Origin of the sequence: Rhodovulum sp. FJ3, assembly GCF_032918305.1 — a bacterium.
Classification (GTDB): Bacteria; Pseudomonadota; Alphaproteobacteria; order Rhodobacterales; family Rhodobacteraceae; genus SAT37.
Genome location: NZ_JAWJUU010000001.1, coordinates 457769 through 476349, shown reverse-complemented (window position 1 = coordinate 476349; position 18581 = coordinate 457769). Strand labels below are relative to the sequence as shown.

General features: G+C 60.0%; 19 protein-coding genes. 4 read left to right on the top strand and 15 right to left on the bottom strand.

Features of this window, described 5'->3' with window-relative positions:
• Window positions 1-200: 200 nt before the first annotated feature.
• Complete coding sequence (locus R1W00_RS02320) at window positions 201-1175, top strand: LysR family transcriptional regulator (protein WP_317261101.1); 975 nt, start codon at window positions 201-203, stop codon at window positions 1173-1175.
• On the opposite strand, the gene R1W00_RS02315 is transcribed toward R1W00_RS02320, so the two are convergent.
• The 13 genes from R1W00_RS02315 to secG all read right to left on the bottom strand — a co-directional run bounded on the left by R1W00_RS02315 (window position 1176) and on the right by secG (window position 14152).
• Window positions 1176-2375, bottom strand: a complete 1200-nt coding sequence (locus tag R1W00_RS02315) for a DegT/DnrJ/EryC1/StrS family aminotransferase (protein ID WP_317261100.1) — start codon at window positions 2373-2375, stop codon at window positions 1176-1178.
• Window positions 2376-2454: 79 nt separating this feature from the next.
• On the bottom strand, window positions 2455-3759 hold the full coding sequence (locus tag R1W00_RS02310; RefSeq protein WP_317261099.1) for an FAD-binding oxidoreductase: 1305 nt from the start codon (window positions 3757-3759) through the stop codon (window positions 2455-2457).
• Window positions 3756-5111 (bottom strand): glutamine synthetase family protein, encoded by a 1356-nt coding sequence (locus R1W00_RS02305; protein ID WP_317261098.1) that lies wholly within the window; start codon window positions 5109-5111, stop codon window positions 3756-3758. Before R1W00_RS02305 ends, R1W00_RS02310 begins: the two co-directional genes overlap by 4 nt.
• The gene (locus tag R1W00_RS02300; RefSeq protein WP_317261097.1) at window positions 5104-5796 is read right to left on the bottom strand and encodes a type 1 glutamine amidotransferase; all 693 of its coding nucleotides are present in this window, start codon (window positions 5794-5796) and stop codon (window positions 5104-5106) included. The genes R1W00_RS02305 and R1W00_RS02300 overlap by 8 nt, the downstream gene beginning before the upstream one ends.
• Window positions 5797-5856: 60 nt before the next feature.
• Complete coding sequence (locus tag R1W00_RS02295) at window positions 5857-7191, bottom strand: glutamine synthetase family protein (RefSeq protein ID WP_317261096.1); 1335 nt, start codon at window positions 7189-7191, stop codon at window positions 5857-5859.
• Window positions 7188-7994 carry an ABC transporter permease subunit gene (locus tag R1W00_RS02290; RefSeq protein WP_317261095.1) on the bottom strand — a complete coding sequence of 269 codons (807 nt, stop codon included), beginning with the start codon at window positions 7992-7994 and terminating at the stop codon, window positions 7188-7190. Before R1W00_RS02290 ends, R1W00_RS02295 begins: the two co-directional genes overlap by 4 nt.
• Complete coding sequence (locus R1W00_RS02285) at window positions 7991-8869, bottom strand: ABC transporter permease (RefSeq protein WP_317261593.1); 879 nt, start codon at window positions 8867-8869, stop codon at window positions 7991-7993. Before R1W00_RS02285 ends, R1W00_RS02290 begins: the two co-directional genes overlap by 4 nt.
• A 63-nt stretch (window positions 8870-8932) precedes the next feature.
• Window positions 8933-9664 carry a transporter substrate-binding domain-containing protein gene (locus tag R1W00_RS02280; RefSeq protein ID WP_317261094.1) on the bottom strand — a complete coding sequence of 244 codons (732 nt, stop codon included), beginning with the start codon at window positions 9662-9664 and terminating at the stop codon, window positions 8933-8935.
• 27 nt (window positions 9665-9691) lie between these two features.
• Window positions 9692-10474 (bottom strand): ABC transporter ATP-binding protein, encoded by a 783-nt coding sequence (locus R1W00_RS02275; RefSeq protein ID WP_317261093.1) that lies wholly within the window; start codon window positions 10472-10474, stop codon window positions 9692-9694.
• 188 nt (window positions 10475-10662) lie between these two features.
• On the bottom strand, window positions 10663-11106 hold the full coding sequence (locus tag R1W00_RS02270; protein ID WP_317261092.1) for a TerB family tellurite resistance protein: 444 nt from the start codon (window positions 11104-11106) through the stop codon (window positions 10663-10665).
• 143 nt (window positions 11107-11249) lie between these two features.
• A complete protein-coding gene (locus R1W00_RS02265; RefSeq protein WP_317261091.1) occupies window positions 11250-11978 on the bottom strand; it encodes a hypothetical protein in 729 nt (242 codons plus the stop codon).
• Window positions 11979-11981: 3 nt separating this feature from the next.
• On the bottom strand, window positions 11982-13625 hold the full coding sequence (locus R1W00_RS02260; RefSeq protein ID WP_317261090.1) for a CTP synthase: 1644 nt from the start codon (window positions 13623-13625) through the stop codon (window positions 11982-11984).
• Window positions 13626-13789: 164 nt separating this feature from the next.
• Window positions 13790-14152 (bottom strand): preprotein translocase subunit SecG, encoded by a 363-nt coding sequence (gene secG, locus R1W00_RS02255; RefSeq protein ID WP_317261089.1) that lies wholly within the window; start codon window positions 14150-14152, stop codon window positions 13790-13792.
• A 158-nt stretch (window positions 14153-14310) separates the two neighbouring features.
• Here secG and R1W00_RS02250 point away from each other — a divergent pair, with 158 nt between their 5' ends.
• On the top strand, window positions 14311-15606 hold the full coding sequence (locus R1W00_RS02250) for an adenylosuccinate synthase (RefSeq protein WP_317261088.1): 1296 nt from the start codon (window positions 14311-14313) through the stop codon (window positions 15604-15606).
• Window positions 15607-15616: 10 nt separating this feature from the next.
• Entirely contained in the window at window positions 15617-15862 is a 246-nt protein-coding gene (locus R1W00_RS02245) for a DUF2842 domain-containing protein (protein ID WP_317261087.1), read from the top strand.
• A 119-nt stretch (window positions 15863-15981) separates the two neighbouring features.
• Here the strand turns inward: R1W00_RS02245 and R1W00_RS02240 are convergent, their stop codons facing one another.
• Window positions 15982-16725 carry a hypothetical protein gene (locus tag R1W00_RS02240; RefSeq protein ID WP_317261086.1) on the bottom strand — a complete coding sequence of 248 codons (744 nt, stop codon included), beginning with the start codon at window positions 16723-16725 and terminating at the stop codon, window positions 15982-15984.
• Window positions 16726-16894: 169 nt separating this feature from the next.
• On the opposite strand from R1W00_RS02240, the gene R1W00_RS02235 reads away from it, so the two are divergent.
• A complete protein-coding gene (locus tag R1W00_RS02235) occupies window positions 16895-17566 on the top strand; it encodes a hypothetical protein (RefSeq protein WP_317261085.1) in 672 nt (223 codons plus the stop codon).
• A 194-nt stretch (window positions 17567-17760) separates the two neighbouring features.
• On the opposite strand, the gene R1W00_RS02230 is transcribed toward R1W00_RS02235, so the two are convergent.
• Window positions 17761-18555, bottom strand: coding sequence for a hypothetical protein (locus tag R1W00_RS02230; RefSeq protein ID WP_317261084.1), 795 nt, complete (start codon window positions 18553-18555; stop codon window positions 17761-17763).
• Between the last annotated feature and the right edge of the window lie 26 nt (window positions 18556-18581).

The following is an 18581-nucleotide window of genomic DNA, read 5'->3' as shown; positions in this document are numbered from 1 at the left end:
ACAGTCATCCTTGGTCAACGCGGTTTTCCTCACGCTACTCTTGCGCGCAGGCGGGCGCAATCGGTGCCCGCCATTCTGACGCGCCGTTGGGCACAAAGTTTACCGCGACCGGCGGGTTTTGGCACATCGACGGCAGCGCGCGATATTGCGCCCGCGCGGTCATGGCCCTAGCGTGAAAGGGGGTAGGATAGGGAACGGACATGGCACCGAATACGGGTCGCATTACCCTGTGGGGAATTGAGGTGTTTCTGGCCACACTTGATGAGGGGTCCGTGTCGGGCGCGGCGCGGCGACTGCGCGCCTCGATCTCCTCGGTCAGCCAACAGATCACGTCGCTAGAGGGCGCGCTTGGCGTGGCCCTGATTGATCGCAGCACACGGCCCGTTCAGGCCACCCCCGCCGGTCAGGTGTTCCGCCTGCGCGCGCAAACCATCCTGTCACAGGCGCAATTGGCCCAAGCCGAGGTCGCGCAACAGGACCTGACCGCCCTGACCGATTTCCGTCTGGGCATGATTGAGGATTTCGATCGCCACATCACGCCCGATCTGCTGTCTGATCTGGGACAAGCCTATAGCGCGTGTAAATTCGTTCTGGAAACGGGGCCTAGCCACCGGTTGCTGGACCTTTTGGACACCCGTGCGTTGGACGTTGTGGTCGCGGCGGAATTCGACGCCGTGCGCCATGGCGACATGGTTGAGGTCCATCCGTTGATCAACGACCCCTATATCGCCGCCGTGCCCAAGGGCGCGGTCGCGGCGGGGGGCGATACCTTGGCCGCATTGGGTGATCTGCCCCTGATCCAGTACACATCGCGCCACTATATGGGCCGCCAGATCGCCCAGCATCTGGAGCACGCGCAGGTGCCTTTGGCCCACCGGTTCGAATTGGACAGCTATAACGCCATCATGGGCATGGTGGCGGGCGGGATCGGCTGGACCATCCTTAGCGCGCTGGCCTGTCACAGCGTGCCAAGCTGTGCCGAAACCGTCGATCTGGTGCCGCTGCCGTTCGGGACCTTGTCGCGCCGGATCACCCTGACCGCGCGCAAGGGCGTATTGGGGGTGCTGCCCGAACAGGTGGCCGGACGTCTGCGCCCGCTGTTGCAGGCACGGGTGGTTGATCCGATGGTGCGGGACGCGCCGTGGTTGGCGGATGATCTGCGCGTTTTGCCCTGATCAGGTGCCAAAGGCGCGGGGGGCGTCAAACACCTGTTCCGCCGCCCCGACCAGTGCGTCCACGATGTAATCCAGATCCTCGCGCGTCAGGCGCGCGGGCAGGCGCACGTCACAGGCCCGCATCAGCATCGCCTTTGTCTGCGGCAGATCGGGCACCGGCCCGTCGATGAATTCCCAGTTCCAATAGGCGCGCGCGTTGTCCGTTGATAGGCCGAAAATCTGAACCGAAATGCCGCGCGCATTGGCGGCGTCCTGAAAGGCGCGGGCGCTGTCCTCGCTGTTCAGGCCCACCAGATTGAATTGGATCGAATCCGGCGCGCGCTCTTCGGCGTCCAACTTGTCCGGCACCGCTAGCCACGCGGACCGGTTCAACCGTTCGGCCACATAGTCGTGGTTCGCGCGCCCGTCGCGGACACGGCGGGGCACCTCGGCCAGTTGCGGACGGATCACCGCCGCCGACAGGTTCTGCATCCGCGTGTTATAAAGGGGCAGCTTGTTCTGCCAGCGCGCGAAATGGTCCTGCAGGACGGGGTGCTTTTTCCAGTTATGTTCATAGGCGCCCGACATGATGATGGCGCGCGCAATCAGGTCGGGATCGTCGGTGATCATCACCCCGCCTTCGCCCGCATTGATCAGCTTGTAGGACTGGAACGAAAAGCACCCGATCTTGCCAATCGTGCCGATATTGCGCCCGTGCCACGTGGTCCCAAGGGAATGCGCCGCGTCCTCAACCACGGGCAGGTCGTATTCCGCGGCCAGCGCCATAATCGCGTCCATGTCGGAGGTATGCCCGCGCATATGGCTGATCAGGATCGCATCCGCCCCTTGGTTCAACTTGGCGCGGAAGTCGTTGATGTCGATGCGGTAATTGTCGCCCACCTCGACCAGAACCGGCTGACAATCGGCATGGACAATGGCGGATGGGACCGCGCCAAAGGTAAACGCGGGGATCAAAACGCGTGCGCCACGTGGCAGGTCCAGCGCCTTGAGCGACAGGAACAGTGCCGCCGAACAGGACGCCACGCACAGGGCGTATTTCGCGCCCATCATTTCGGCGAATTCGCGTTCCAACAGGGCCACAGGCGCGTTTTCCGGCGCGGTATAACGAAACAAATCCCCCGAGTTCAGCAGCCGTTCGATTTCCGCACGCGCGGCGGCGGGGATCGGTTCAGCATCATACACATTCGGCGCGTTGGACATGTTTTCGCTTTCCTGAAATCTATTTTCGGGAAAACCGTAACCGCATGTGCTCCGTGGGCCAAGTCAAATAAATATGACGCTAGAATCCCAGACGGTCGCGCAGGGAAAACCACGTCATCGCACCCGCCAACAGGGGGCTACGCAATCCCGTTCCACCAGGGAACCGCGGCTGTGGCAAGCGGGCCATCAGGTCGAACCGCGCGCTGTTGCCCGAAATCGCTTCGGCGATGATGTCACCGGCCAGAACGGCCAAGGCGACGCCATGCCCGCTATAGCCCGAGGCGGACCAGACACCGGGCGCGGGGCGCATGAAGCAGGGCAGGCGATTGCGCGTGATCGCCAAGGTCCCGCCCCACGCGTATTCAATCGCGACATCGGCCAGTTGCGGGAAAATTTGCGACATCGGCTTGCGCACCAGCGCGGCAATGTCGCGCGGAAAACGATAGCCATAGGTCTCGCCCCCGCCAAACAACAGGCGCTTGTCGTCGCTGAGGCGAAAGTAATTCACGACGAACTTGCTATCGGCGACCGCCACGTCCTGTTTCAGAACCTGTTCCTGTGGTTCGGTCAAGGGTTTGGTCGCGACGATGAAATTGTTGATCGGCATGACCCGCGCGGCGACCTGATCGTTCAGACGACCCATATAGCCGTTGGTCGCCAGAACCACGTGGTCGCATTCGATTGATCCCATATCCGTGCGCACCAACGGGCGGGTGCCGGTTTGGATGTCGTGGACCCATGTGCCTTCATGGATGCGGACGCCCGCGGTCACGGCGGCGCGCGCCAAGCCAAAGGCCAGCTTGAGCGGATGCAAATGCCCCGCGCCCCAATCCACATATCCACCGTGATAGGCGGGGCTATCGACCATTGCGCGCAGGCCCTCGCGGTCCAGCAACTCAATCCGGTCATAGCCATAACGGTCATGCAGGTGTTTGGCATAGGCGTGTGCATGGGGCACATCGCGCGCATGGCAATCGGCATGGACCACGCCGGGGCGATAGTCACAGTCGATCCCGTGGGTGGCGCAGACGTCGGTGATCTTGGCCTTGGCGTCTTCGCCCAATTGCCACAGGGCGGTCGCATCCGCGTCGCCCATCATCTTTTCCAGATCGGTTTGTTCCAAACGCTGACCGCTGCCGACCTGACCGCCGTTGCGCCCCGATGCGCCAAACCCGATGCGGTGCGCCTCAAGCACCACGACATCCACACCGGCCGTCGCCAGATGCAGCGCGGTCGACAACCCCGTAAACCCGCCCCCGATCACACAGACCGTGGCCGTGTCCCGCCCGCGCAGCGGCGAAAACGGCAGGGGCGGCGTGGCAGTTGCCGCATACCAGCTGTTGGGGAATTCCCCGCGCCGGTCGTTGGAAAACAGCAGGTTCATACGTTCAACAACAGATGTTCACGTTCCCAGGGGCTGATGACTTGCAAGAACGCCTTGTATTCAAGGGTTTTGACGGTCTCGTAAATCTTGCAAAAATCCTCACCCAGCATCGTGCGGATGGCGGGGTTTTCGGCAAAGAGGTCCAAGGCCTCATTCAAATGGCCGGGAATGCCTTCGATGCTGGAATAGGCGTCGCCCTTGAACTCGGGCTTGGGGTCCTTGGCCTCAACCAGACCTTGCAGACCACAGGCCAGCGAGGCCGCGATGCCCAGATAGGGGTTGCAATCCATGCCCGCGATCCGGTTTTCGATCCGCCGACCAGCAGCGTCCGAAATCGGTACGCGCAGACCGGTGGTGCGGTTGTCGCGCCCCCACTCAAGGTTAATCGGCGCGGCGAAATCGGGCACATAACGGCGATAGCTGTTCACATAGGGCGCCAGCAGGGCAATGACCGAGGGCATATGCGTCTGCATGCCGGCGATGAAATGCATGAACTCGGGCGTTTCTTGGCCGGTTGCGTCGGAAAAGATGTTCTGACCAGTTTCGGCGTTCACGACCGAATGGTGGATATGCATCGCACTGCCCGGTTCGTCCTGAATGGGTTTGGCCATAAAGGTCGCATAGCAATCGTGACGCAACGCTGCCTCACGGATCAGGCGTTTGAAGAAAAAGATCTCATCGGCCAGACGCACAGGATCGCCGTGACGCAGGTTCATTTCGATCTGACCCGCGCCGCCCTCTTGCAGGATGCCGTCGATCTCGAACCCTTGGGCTTCGGCGAAATCATAGATGTCGTCGATCACGGGGCCGTATTCATCAACCGCCGACATCGAATAGGCCTGCCGCGCGGCGGCGCGACGACCCGAACGTCCCATCGGCGGTTCCACGGGTTGGGACGGGTCGATGTTGCGGGCGACCAGAAAGAATTCCATTTCCGGCGCGACCACGGGTTGCAGGCCGCGCGCGTTATATTGTTCGACCACGTGGCGCAGCACGTTGCGCGGCGCAAAGGGGACGGGGTTGCCGTCCTGATCGTTGATGTCGTGGATCACCTGCAAGGTCCAGTCGGCGGTCCATGGCGCGGCGGTGGCGGTGGACATGTCGGGGACCAGAACCATGTCGGGCTCGGTAAAGACCTCGCCCTCAAGATCGGCCCAGTCACCGGTGATCGTCTGCAAAAAGATCGAGTTTGGCAGGTAGAAATGGGTTTGCTTGGCGAATTTGCTGGCAGGCATGGCCTTGCCGCGCGCGACACCGGCAAGGTCCGAGACGATGCATTCGACCTCATCCAGGCGGCGGCCCTCAAGATAGAGCTGAGCCGCCTCGGGCAGGGTTTCGATCCAGTCAGACATTTGGGGCCTCTTGGTGTGCGAGAAAGAAGTCGGCGATACGCGTCGCCAGATAAGGTTTGTCGATGTGATCGCTCAGATCGGCCTTGGCGCGGTCGAGTTGCGCGTCAGGCACAACGCCGCGCCCGCGTGTATCGATCAGGCCGGTGACGAAATCGGGGTCGAATTCGGGATGCGCCTGTACGGTCAGGATGCTGTCGTCATAGCCAAGCATCCCATAGGGGCAGAAATCGTTGCCGCCAAGGACACGGGCGCCTTCGGGCAACTGTGTCACCTGATCCTGATGCCACGCCATCAGGCGCACAGACCGGTCATCAAACGAATAGGTGGTCGGGCCGACGGCCCATCCGGCGGGGGCCTTTTCGACCTTGCCGCCAAGGGCCTGCGCGATGATCTGATGGCCGAAACAGATCCCGACCAGCGGACGCTGTGTGGCGTGGATATCGCGGATCAACTGTTCCAGCGGCGCGATGAACGGCAGGTCCTCATAGGCGCCGTGGCGCGATCCGGTGATCAGCCATCCGTCGGCGTCCTCGGGACCCGTCGGAAAGTCCATATCGACCGCCATCCAGTGGGCAAAGGTAAACCCGTGCCCCGCCAGAAGCCGTTCGAACATCAGCGCATAGGATGGAAAGTCGTCCCTGAGCGTGTCGGGAACATGGCCGGTTTGAAGGATGCCGATCCGCATGATGTGCCTGTCAGATTGGTTTTGATCACGGTAGTCCCGCGCGCGGGGCGGGGCAAGGGATCAAACCGTGTCCAGATACAATTCCACCTGCTCTTCGGGGGTCAGTTCGGCGTAGTATTTGACCTCTTGCCGTTTGGTCAGGACGAGGTTGCGGATCAGGCCCTCGGGGAAAATCCGCGCCATCATCGGGCAGCCCTCGAACGTGTCGATCGCAGCGCCCCATGTGTTGGGCATTTGCGGCAGGTCCTGATCATAGGCGTTGCCGGTGATCGGCGGGTGGGGGGTAATGGCGTCCTCTATCCCGATCAGGGCTGCGCCCAAAACACCGGCCAGCATCAGATAGGGGTTCACATCCCCGCCCGACACGCGGTGTTCGATCCGGCGCGCCGCCGCCCCACCGCCGGGCACGCGCACGGCCGCCGTGCGGTTTTCATAGGCCCAGCAGATACCGGTTGGCGCGTGGTTTTCAGGCACCAAGCGGTCATAGGAATTGCCGTGCGGCGCAAAGAGCAGGCTGCTGCCCGGAATGGCGTTCAGACAGCCGCCAATCGCGTGGTGCAGCGCGTCCGAGCCGCGCGGGCCACCGTCGGAAAAGATGTTGTTGCCGTCGCGGTCCAGCACCGAGAAATGCGTGTGCATCCCGTTGCCCGCGTAATCGTCATAGGGCTTGGCCATGAAGCTGGCCGCGAAGCCGTGTTTGCGGGCCAATCCGCGCACCAGCATCTTGAACAGCCACGTGTCATCGGCAGCCTTGAGCGCGTCGGATTGATGCACAAGGTTGATCTCGAACTGGCCCAGACCGGCCTCGGAAATCGCGGTGTCGGCGGGGATATCCATCGCCTCGCACGCGTCATAGAGGTCCGAGAAAAAGATATCGAACGCGTCCAGCGCCCGCAGGGCCAGCGTATCCGCCCCCGGACGGCGTTTGCCCGTGCGCGGCGAGGGCGGCACGCGCAATTGCCGCGTGCTGTCGTCGATCAGGTAGAATTCCAGCTCGGTCGCGACCACGGGCGTCAGGCCCTTGTCGGCATAGCGTTTGATCACACGGGCCAGCGCGTGGCGCGGATCGCCATCAAACGGGCGACCGTCCTCGTGATACATCCACAGCGGCAACAGGGCGGTGGGCGCGGACAGCCACGGCATGGGGACAAATCCGCGCTCGGTCGGGTGCAGGACGCCATCGGGATCGCCCGTGTCAAAGACAAGGGGGCTGTCGTCGATGTCTTCGCCCCAGATGTCGAGGTTCAGAACGGAAAAGGGGAAACGGGTGCCCTCGCTTTCGATCTTGCTGGCAAAGCGGGTGGGCATGCGCTTGCCTCGGGCCTGACCATTTAGGTCGCACGCCGCGACGCGGATTGTGCGGACCTCGGGGTGGGCCATTAACCATTCACTCATCTGATAACCTGCGGTTTTATGCGTATCTTACGCCGAGCACTGGCGGGGAGGTGCCTGTTCAGACGGCGGTTTACAAGGCCGAACACGGCGATGATCAACAATGTGAACAGGATAAAGTACCCCGCCAAAATAGGATAGGGGATGAATGGGTTGTAGGTCTTGATCGCGAAATAGTTCGCGTAATAGAGGGCATCGCCACGCTGTTGGTAGGAGGGAAAGCCGCTAAAGAAAACAAGCGTCGTGGCGTGGAAGAGAAAGATCGCCTCATTCGTGTAGCCGGGCCAGCCAAGGCGCAGCATGGTCGGCCAGATGATCCGCCGAAACCGTGCCCAGCCCGTTAGGCCATAGGCATCTGCGGCCTCGATATCGCCCTTTGGGATCGTGCGCAGCGCGCCATAGAAAATCTCGGCGCTATAGGCCGAGGTGTTCAGGAACAGAACGACCGCCGCCCCCGCCCATGCCGAGGTGAACATGCCCAAGGCGGGGACGTTCGATTTCAGGCTGAGGAACAGGAAATAGGCAAAGAAGAACTGGATGAACAAGGGCGAGCCGCGAAAGACAAAGATGAACCATTCGGCGGGCTTGCGATAGGCGGCGCTGTGGCTGGCCTTGGCGAGGGCCAGGAGGGTCGAAAAGACGAACCCGCAACTGACCGCGATGATGGCGAAATAGATGTTCCACAGCATCCCCGATCCGATCAGGGTGAACTGATCGCACAGGGTGAAGTCGGTGCGCGGCAATAGGCGTTCGCCCATCCCAAGCGCGCGCAGGCCGTAATCCTGAATGGTCTGAAGGCAACTCATGCGGCGGCCTTTCCACTGGTCGGCACGACGGCCTGACCGCTATTCAACCGGCGCATGACGCGTTCCAGAACGACCTCGGACAGTTTGGTAAAGGCAAGGTAAAACACCAGCAGGGCAAGGAAATACCACATCCGCCAATCGCCATGCGGGTAGTCGGTGAACCGCGCGGTTTTAGAGGCACCCAGTTCGCGCGCCCAATACACGATGTCCTCAACCCCCAATAGGAACAACAGGGGCGTCGATTTGATCAGGATCATCCACAGGTTCGACAGGCCGGGCAGGGCATAGCGCCACATCTGCGGCACCAGAATGCGCCAGAACGTCTGACGCGGGGAAAAGCCATAGGCCTCGGCGGTCTCAAGCTGACCTCGGGGAACGGCGTTCATCGCGCCGAAAATGATATTGGCGGCAAAGGCGCCGAACACGATGGCAAAGGTCAGGACGGCAATCAGAAAGCCGTAGACCTCATGCATCCATTGCGGATCCGTATTCAGGGGCAGTTTCGCCGCCGCGCAGACGATGAAATCGTTTCCCTGCCGGATAGGATCGGTCCATTCAGGGCATTTCACCTGATGGCGCAGCCATTCAAACCCCTGATCCAGAGCGATCACAAAGAACATGAAAAAGGCGATGTCGGGCACGCCGCGCACCACCGAGATGTAAATCTTGCCCAGCATCCGCACAGGCCACAGGGACGCGCGCGCCGCCGTTGCCCCGCCAAATCCGAACAGCAACGCCACCGGCGCCGTGATGGCCAACAGCGCCAACACCGTGCCGAAAGACGCGTAAAACGACAGGTGTTTACCCGTCGTCAAAAAGCAGGACAGCCATTCAAGGCGGGCCAGCGTGTCCGGTTCTGTACAATAGCTGAAAATGGTGGGCCTCGGCGTCCTGCGGGTCATGGACAGGCGACGCGGGGCCGCCTGTCCAATGGGATCTTAGAATTTCGGGCTGTCTTCGCCCAGCCATTCCACGATCAGCGTGTTCAGCGTGCCGTCGTCTTTCATCGACTGGATGGCCGCGTCGAATTTGGCGCGCATTTCGGGGTCCGATTTGCGGAAGGCCATGCCGATCCCGCCGCCCAGCGGCACATCGTCGCCAACGAACACCATCTCGCCGCCAGATTCCTCAACCGCGGGGATCAGGAAGTCCTTGTCGGCCATGACCGCGTCGGCCTCACCGGCCTTGACCGCCTGAATGGTTTCGTCGGGTGTCGGGAATTCCAGCAGGGTCGCGCCGGTTTCAATGACGTGGGCCGCTTGGATCGTGCCGGTTTGGGCCGCGATCACACCACCGGCCAGATCCACATCCGCACTAAGGGCGACATAGGCCGAGGGCGAGGGGGGCGTGTAGTTCTGGGTGAAATCAACCACCTCGGCGCGTTCGGCGGTGATGCTCATGCCGGCGATGATAGCGTCATAGTTGCCCGAGACGAGGTTCGGAATGATCGAATCCCAGTCGTTGGTGACCCATTCACAGGTCAGTTCGGCGCGCTTGCACAGCTCATCGCCAAGAATACGCTCAAAACCCGCGACCTCACCGTTGTCGTCAAGGAAGTTGTACGGAGGGTAGGCGCCCTCGGTGCCCAGACGGACCAGTTCGTGGCCCGCTGCCATTGCCGCACCCGCGCTAAGTGCAAGCGCAGCCGTCGTCATGATCAGTTTTTTCATATCAGTCTCTCCCCATTTCTGGTTGGTTCACGCCATTGTGGCGCTTAGGAATTGGCGCAAACGCGCGCTTGTGGGATTGGTCAGGATGTCACTTGGCGCACCCTGTTCCTCAATCAAACCTTGGTGCAGGAACACGACCTGATCGGACACGTCATTGGCCATGCGCATGTCGTGGGTCACGATCAGCATCGTGCGGCCCTCATCGGCCAAGGCGCGGATCACGCGCACGACCTCTTGTTCCAATTCGGGGTCCAGCGCGGAGGTCGGCTCGTCAAATAAGAGCGCGCGCGGCTCCATACACAGGGCGCGGGCGATCGCGGCGCGCTGTTGCTGGCCACCGGACAGTTGCGCGGGATAGACGTCGCATTTGTCGCCGATCCCCACCTTGTCCAGATAGCGGCGCGCGGCATCCTCGACCTCATCACGCGGACGGCCCATGACGGTCACGGGGGCCTCCATCACGTTTTGCAGGATGGTCATATGGGCCCACAGATTGAACTGTTGAAACACCATCGACAGGTTGGTGCGCATCCGCAAAACCTGTTTGCGGTCGGCGGGTTGGCGGTTGTGGCCCGTGCCCTTCCATTTGACCGGTTCGCCCTCGAACAGGATCTCGCCGCCCTGACTGTCCTCCAACAAGTTGGCACAGCGCAAAATGGTGGATTTCCCCGACCCCGACGACCCGATCAGGGACACAACGTCACCTTTGTGGGCGGTGATACTGACGCCCTTCAGGACCTCCAGATCGCCATAGGCCTTATGAAGGTTGCGGATTTCGAGGACGGGTGTGTTGGGCGTGGTGTCTGACACAAGGACCGCTTGATCGTTAGGTTTGGACTAGATTACGCGCCGGAAATCCAAAATTGCAACAAACAGTCAAAAAATTCGCAGGTGACGTGGCGAAAAATAAGGCGCACCGGATGGATGCGCCCAAAGCGTGATCAGTGCCCCGATCCGCGCGGCGCAAAAGCGCCGTTTCATGTGGGTTTTGCGACGTTTTAGTCTTGGCGGTTTTCCACGCGCTGACGGGCGAGGGCGCTGTCGCGGTCGTTGATGCCCAACAGGTTCGCCACCAGACGCAACAGCGAATCCTCTTCGTGATCGCGCACCCCATCGGCCAGTGCCACGTCCCAGAGCGCCTCAATCACCGAGGCGCGGTGTTCATAGGGCACGGCGTCCTTGATTGCGCGGGTGAAACGCACGGTATCGGGGGCCTCGGATTCCAGTTGCTCGGCATCGCTGCGCAGGGCGGCGGCCTGATCCGGCGGCAGGTCATAGCGTTTGGTCAGGATGCGTTCGATCCGGCTGGCCTCGGCCACGTCATATTGACCGTCCGAGCGACCCACGCGGATCAACAGCGCGGCCAGCGCAAGGCGGGCATCGGGGTCGGGCAGGGGATCAAGGTTGGGCTGAAACAGCCGCGTCAGAAAATCAGCAAACATAAGGTCCATATAGGACGGCGGGGGCGATTGGGAAAGGCACCTGTCCGTCTTATCCTTTACATACACACGATTGGCATCGGCCCCGGCAAAATTCCGCGACGCGAACGTTGTTCATGGGGTCGGGCGTGTGGCCTGACCTTGGGTCAACTGGTCGCAGGCTGGCAACCGAAGCGCAGGTCGTCAACGGAAATCCCGCCCGGATCACGGTTTTCGATCTGCATCCCCGCAATTTCCCCGCGAAACCGGTGATGCCCGAAGCCCAGGTCATTGATCCCCGCGCCAAGGGTCAGGGGCATATCCGCCAGCATCGCCCCATCCGCGCCAAAGAACCGGATCGTCACCGCGCCCTGATGCGTGTCCGTGGTGCCCAGATCGTTCAGGTATTCGGTATGGATGCGCAGTCCCGCCGCACAGACCGGCGGGGTGAATTGCACCGACACCGCGCCCTCGCCACGGCCCTCGGGGGCGGGTTGCCCGACAGGACCCAGCGGATAGAGCGCGTTTGAGCCGAACGCGCGGTGAAGGCTGATGGAGATATTGCGATCCGGTGGGCCGTTTTGCACCGTTAGGGGCGCGCTGGGTGTGCCGGTGATCTGGTCAAACCGGTCGCCGTCCAGAGTGACCTCACCCACCACCTGTCCCGCGAAATGTTCCCCGATCCGTCCGCCCGCAAAGGCGTATCCGGCGTTCAGCGTATAGCCCGGATAGGCGCGACCCGGCAGGGTGGTAAAACCCACATGGCCCGGCACGATGCCCGCGACCTCATCATAATCCATGTCGATGATTTGCCCCTCGGCCAACGCGGGCGCGGGCAGGGCGGCCCATAGAAAAAGGGCGGCGCAGAGGTGTATCTGTCGCCGCCCAAAATTCATGTCTTAGACCAGACGCGAGATGTCCCGCGCGGCACGGACAAAGTCCGCGAACAGCGGGTGCGGCTCAAACGGTTTGGATTTCAGTTCGGGGTGGAACTGAACGCCGATGAACCACGGGTGATCTTTCCATTCGACGATCTCGGGCAGGCGGCCATCGGGCGACAGACCCGAGAAGACCATGCCCTTTTCCTCAAGCGCCTCACGGTACTTGATGTCGACCTCATAGCGGTGGCGGTGGCGTTCCTCGATCTCGGTGCTGCCATAGACCTCGGCCACCTTGGACCCCTCGACCAGATGCGCGGTATAGGCGCCCAAGCGCATGGTGCCGCCCTTGTCATCGCCCACTTTGCGTTTGACGGTGTGGTTGCCCTGCACCCATTCCTTGAGGTGATAGACCACGGGGGTAAAGCGTTTGCCGCCTGCCTCGTGATCGAATTCCTCGGACCCTGCGTCGGTCAGGTCGGCCATGTTGCGTGCGGCCTCAATGACGGCCATTTGCATGCCCAGACAGATGCCCATGTAGGGGATTTTGCGTTCACGGGCGAATTGGGCCGCCTTGATCTTGCCCTCGGTGCCGCGCTCGCCAAAGCCGCCGGGCACCAGAATCGCGTGAAAGCCTTCGAGATGGGGTGCGGGGTCTTCGTTTTCAAAGATCTCGGCGTCGATCCACTCGGCCTTGACCTTGACGCGGTTGGCCATGCCACCGTGGGTCAGGGCCTCGGCGATGGATTTATAGGCGTCTTCCAGCTGGATGTACTTGCCGACGATCGCAACGCGCACTTCGCCCTCGGCATGGAAGATACGGTCATAGACATCTTCCCAACGGGTCAGGTCGGGCTTGGGCGCGGGGCTGATGTTGAAGGCATCCAGAACCGCCTGATCCAGACCTTCGCGGTGATAGGCCAGCGGGGCCTCGTAGATGGATTTCAGGTCCTGCGCGGCGATCACGGAATCGGGGCGCACGTTACAGAACAGGGCCAGCTTGTCGCGCTCTTTCTGGGGGATCGGACCCTCGGACCGGCAGACCAGAACGTCAGGCGCAATCCCGATCGAGCGTAGTTCCTTGACGCTGTGCTGGGTCGGTTTGGTTTTGAGTTCGCCCGAGGCCTTGATCCACGGCAGCAGGGTCAGGTGCATAAAGATACATTCGCCGCGCGGCTGTTCCTGACTGAACTGGCGGATGGCCTCAAAGAAGGGCAGACCTTCGATGTCGCCCACGGTGCCACCGATTTCACACAGCATGAAATCGACCTCATCCGAGCCAACCTTAAGGAAATCTTTGATCTCGTTCGTGACGTGGGGGATCACCTGAATGGTTTTGCCAAGGTAATCGCCGCGACGCTCTTTTTCCAGAACGGTGGAATAGATCCGCCCCGAGGACACCGAATCCGTTGCCCGCGCGGACACGCCGGTGAAACGCTCGTAGTGACCAAGGTCGAGGTCCGTTTCCGCGCCGTCATCGGTCACGAAAACCTCACCGTGTTCAAACGGGCTCATCGTGCCGGGATCGACGTTCAGATAGGGGTCCAGCTTGCGCAGACGCACCGTATACCCGCGCGCTTGCAACAGCGCACCCAATGCGGCCGAGGCAAGACCCTTGCCCAGTGATGAAACAACGCCGCCGGTAATAAAGATATAACGCGCCATTGGCTGGCATCCCCCGTGAATTCAGAATTTTGGCTGTGCTCAACTGCTCGTGAAAACCACAGCATCACGGGATTTAAGGTATAACGGATTCGCAAGCGCGCCGCAACCAGACCGCAACATACTGGGGCTAATAAAGAGCCAGAATCAAGCTTTAGTAGTTACGATCACTCGGCCCGCGGCGGAACCAGCGGCGAATCCGACGAGGTCGGGGGCAGCAGGTCGCCCAGACCATCCGCCGGAGCGTCCGAGCCAGCATCGGCCGCAGGGGCCTCAACGCCAAGACGGTCCAGAACCGAAGAACTACCGGAGTTTTGCGCCGCAATGACCGTCAGAGTGATCGAAGTGATGATGAACGCAATCGCGAACAACCACGTCAGTTTACCCAGAGCGGTCGCCGCTGCGCGGCTGGATACGGCACCGCCGCCACCGCCCATACCCAGACCGCCACCTTCGGACCGTTGCAGCAGAACAATGCCAATCAGGCACAGAGCAAGGATCAGGTGAATGACAAGTACGACGTTTTCCATAGCGGCAGGGATCCGGTTTGTTTGACGCGTCTATGTAGGCGCATGTGTCGTTGGTCGCAACCCCCCGATTTGGCATGCGTCGCATTTGCCATTTGCGGGCGGCGTTCAGTGTCGTTATACGGGCGCGGGTTTGATCACATACAAAGCAAGGATCTCTCATGGCCAATGTCGTCGTCGTCGGCGCCCAATGGGGTGACGAAGGAAAAGGCAAGATCGTAGACTGGTTGTCGGAACGCGCAGATGTCATCGCGCGCTTTCAGGGCGGTCACAACGCGGGCCACACGCTGGTCATTGATGGAAACGTCTATAAATTGCACGCCCTGCCTTCGGGTGTTGTGCGCGGTGGCAAGCTGTCGGTGATCGGCAACGGCGTCGTTCTGGATCCGTGGCACCTGATCAACGAAATCGAGACGGTCCGCGCCCAAGGCGTCGATATCTCGCCCGAGACCCTGATGATCGCAGAGAACACGCCGCTGATTCTGCCGATCCACGGTGAACTGGACCGCGCCCGCGAAGAGGCCGCCAGCAAAGGCACCAAAATCGGCACCACCGGTCGCGGCATTGGTCCGGCTTATGAGGACAAGGTGGGCCGCCGTTCGGTTCGCGTTGCCGATCTGGCCGATCCTGCCACGCTTGAGGCCCGCGTCGACCGTGCGCTGCAGCACCACGATCCCCTGCGCAAGGGTCTGGGCTTTGAGCCCGTTGATCGCGACGCGCTGCTGGCGCAACTGAATGAAATCGCGCCCAAGATCCTGCCCTTTGCGGCACCGGTCTGGAAGGTGCTGAACGAAAAGCGCAAGTCGGGCAAACGTATCCTGTTTGAAGGCGCCCAAGGCGCGCTGCTGGATATCGATTTCGGGACCTATCCGTTCGTGACCTCGTCCAACGTGATCGCAGGTCAGGCCGCTACTGGTGTCGGTATTGGTCCGGGTGCGATCGACTATGTTCTGGGCATCGTAAAGGCCTACACCACCCGCGTGGGTGAGGGTCCGTTCCCGACCGAGCTTGACGATGCAGACGGTCAGCGTCTGGGCGAGCGCGGTCATGAGTTCGGCACCACCACGGGCCGCAAGCGCCGCTGTGGCTGGTTCGACGCGGCCTTGGTCCGTCAGACCTGTGCGACCTCGGGCGTCAACGGCATTGCCCTGACGAAACTGGACGTGCTGGACGGGTTTGATGAACTCAAGATCTGCACCGGCTATGATCTGGATGGTGAGGTTCTGGATTACCTGCCGACCGCCGCCGATCAACAGGCGCGCTGTACCCCGATCTATGAAACCGTGCCGGGCTGGTCTGAATCCACCGAAGGCGCGCGCAGCTGGGCCGATCTGCCCGCCAATGCGATCAAATACGTGCGTCGCGTCGAAGAGCTGATCGATTGTCCGGTGTCGATGCTGTCGACCTCGCCCGAGCGTGACGACACCATCCTCGTCACCGACCCGTTCGCGGACTAAGGGGACACGCATGGCCCTCAGCCACAAAGCCCGCAAGCGCCTGTCGCTGTTGATCCTTGTGGTCGGGATGCCCGCCTATGTGGTCATCGCGGTCACGATCATCAACGCGCTGGGACGCCCGCCGTTCTGGGTGGAACTGGTGGTCTATGTGGTGCTGGGCTTCCTGTGGGCCCTGCCGTTCAAGGCGGTGTTCAAAGGGGTCGGCAAAGACGACCCCAACGCGGCCCCGCCCGCCGACGACCAGAACCAGAAATAAGCAAAGGGCCCCATCGCAGGGCCCTTTTCTTCTCTACCCACCCAAACCGTTCACCCTCAAGGTCTGCTTGGCGCACGAGGCGGACTTTCGCTGCCGCTGCGCCAAAGTCGGCTTTGTTGTCAAAATAAACTTCTTTGTCGGGGATCATCCGGAACAAAGTTGCAGCCAGGGTAATCCAGCAGGAATGAAGCCAAATCAGGGCTTCTTTCATGGACATGTGGATACAACTTCGCGACCACCAGTGCATCACGATCGTCGTAGCCTCCCAGTTCTCGGCTGATGAAATCGACGTCTTCGCCATCTGCGAACATTTGGATGGACCTAGCTACCCTTGAACTGCCGTTTGCAGAGGCGAACCCCTCAATTGCATGGGCTGAGACCACCAAATCAGAACCAATCAAGTTGAGACACCGGTTTGCGATCATTTTCCAGTTTTCGGAAAACCATTGTTCGAGGCCGATGAGTATGGGTTGGTCCTCGACGGTCAACCATTCACTCTGCGGTATCCACGAATGCTGGTGATCCGCGATTACTGTAGATAGCCCTCGGTATTTTCCTCTCGGTTCTGCCCCATCACATCCTGTACCGCCTTCGGTGCAAGCGCAGTGGATTACGTGAGACAGAAAGAGATGCGTTTCTTTGAACGCTTCATTGTGAGAAGGCGAGACTTCTACCAACCAGGGCAAAGCTGCAAACGTCGAAGGGTATATATCATCCTGATGGTGCAGCTCTTCCCAAAAGAGCTCCGTTGCAGCAGCTTTGTCCCATCTTTCGGAAAGTGACATCAGCCGCGCATTGACCGAGCGGTTCCCGTAGGGGCCGTACAGACGGCTCCAAATTTTGTCTGTAAAAGCAATCTTCATAACGCCCTGTGTATGTATAGCGGCAATCATTTGCTCCTAAGTCTACATCACAACAGCAGCCATTCAATCACCCTGCCGCATTGGTCAATCTGGGTTCAAAGAGGGCGTTGAGATATGCATCCAGACGGGTCCCGCCTCGATCCACTATGGATCATCGCATGAACCCTGATTGTCCAATGTTCTAAGCCACTCGGCCCGCAGCTCGGCTTGGCCGACATTGCCACCGTTCGTAGGAATGGTTTATTCAAACTGTATGCCAGAAAGCGAATCCAAAGTTGAGCAAAATGAGTTCTCCAAAGCGTGGCGGCGATCCTTTGGGATGAGCCCACCTCTGGGGTATGTGCTGAGGTATGATTACTTCCAAAATTGGACGCGGTTCCACTCTCTACCTAACTCCAAACGGCTTGCAAAAAGTGACGAAGAATTTGGCATTCTTCTCGAACGGGCCAACACTCTCGCGGCAGAATGTTTCGAGAAACAGACACCTATCTGGATTGCTACCGGACGCCTCTCGGAAATTGCCTTAAACGACGATGATCTCCCTATTCGTATGAATATGTCGAAAGTAATGGATTGGATAGACGAGGACGAAGCGCCCGCATATCAACAGGAATGGTCATTTTTCGCCTCTCGCGCGGAATGGACGCGAAGCTCTTTGGATTGGCTTTTTCGAGAAATCGCTGAAGATCGAGAACGGGCAGTTTTGTTTTCCGAAGATGCTCAAACTGTGTTTGCGCCATATGATGGAGGCTTCGACATCATCAGTTTGCAGCCCGGTAAAATTACTCAACTTGAAAATACCTACAGCTCTTGGATGTCGAGTAGACCGGATCAGTTATAGGTGGGTCTGGGCTCAAAGCAGTCTTTGAGACGTGTTTCCAGACGGGTCCCGCCTCGATCCACTATGGATCATAGCATAATCCCTGATCGTCCAATGTTTTCAAGCTATCCAGGCCATCGGCGGCCTGGCGGATACGGTGCCAATTCACTGTGGTTGCGGCGATGGCCACTCGTGCTGCGATTGATGAGGGAAGTCTACTCAGGCGCGATCATATGAGTGAGGCGTCGGTTGAGAAGTGGTCTGAGTGGCCGGCGAAAAATCTTACCAATCCCCATCAAGATGGGCCTCGAATTCCGCATCATTGACCGAGCGAACTCATCTGCTTCCTTTTCCTGTTCAGCCACCTGCCAACCCTCAATGTGGCCGGACACGTGATGCCCAACCTCATGGTAGAAAGTGAACTCCGCATCCAGACAACGCCACCAAAGTTTGATGCCCTTGGATGGGCTGGCGGGCCATGTCAGGATGATGCCGGAGAAAAACAAGTTGTACTTTCCCAGATAATCAAGGCCGATGTCGCGAGCCAGAACATCTATGCGGGTCACATCGTCGAGCGACAGGTGTTTTGTCTTGCTCCAGCGTTCGACATTTCTGATGACCTGCGCGCGATCCTCGATGTCTGAGGCGACAAAGACGGGGATTTTGTCGGCAACATATGTGGCAGGACTATCAAGGACACGCCGCGAAAGAAGGTCGAGCGTCTTTTTGTGCATCGGATGCAACTTGCTCTTTCGGAGCCTCTCAGTTTCTTTTTTGAAGGCAGAGGCGTCCAGCTCTGCAAGTATGGCAAGCAACACAGCAAAATATTTTGCTAATGGCCCGCGAGGGTTCTCGGCCCATGCTGGAGACGCGAGTTTTTCTTCGATTTGTCTGATCGAACTTGTGCCACCCTGTAAAATATCTCGCCACGCATCTCGAACGGTTTCAGCATGATCCGTCGAAATGCCTCTCAACAGTCTTTCAATGGCGGGCCGAGGTTTATCAAGCATAAGCAAACAAGTTTGGGAAAAAGGGC